General features: G+C 62.5%; 1 pseudogene. It reads left to right on the top strand.

The annotated features are described in order from the left end of the window. Positions 1 to 264, top strand: a pseudogene (tuf, locus tag VRY85_RS14905) (elongation factor Tu); the annotation flags it as partial.

The following is a 264-nucleotide window of genomic DNA, read 5'->3' on the forward strand; positions in this document are numbered from 1 at the left end:
GCGAGCTGCTGTCCAAGTACGACTTCCCGGGCGACGACACCCCCATCATCAAGGGTTCCGCCAAGCTGGCGCTGGATGGCGACGAAGGCCCCCTGGGCAAGCAAGCCATTCTGCAACTGGCCGAAGCACTGGACACCTACATTCCCCAGCCTGAGCGTGCTGTCGACGGCGCATTCCTGATGCCTGTGGAAGACGTGTTCTCCATCTCGGGTCGCGGTACTGTGGTAACCGGCCGTATCGAGCGTGGTGTGGTGAAGGTGGGTG

The sequence above is a fragment of the Achromobacter sp. F4_2707 genome, from assembly GCF_047501535.1.
Taxonomy (GTDB): domain Bacteria; phylum Pseudomonadota; class Gammaproteobacteria; order Burkholderiales; family Burkholderiaceae_B; genus Yanghanlia.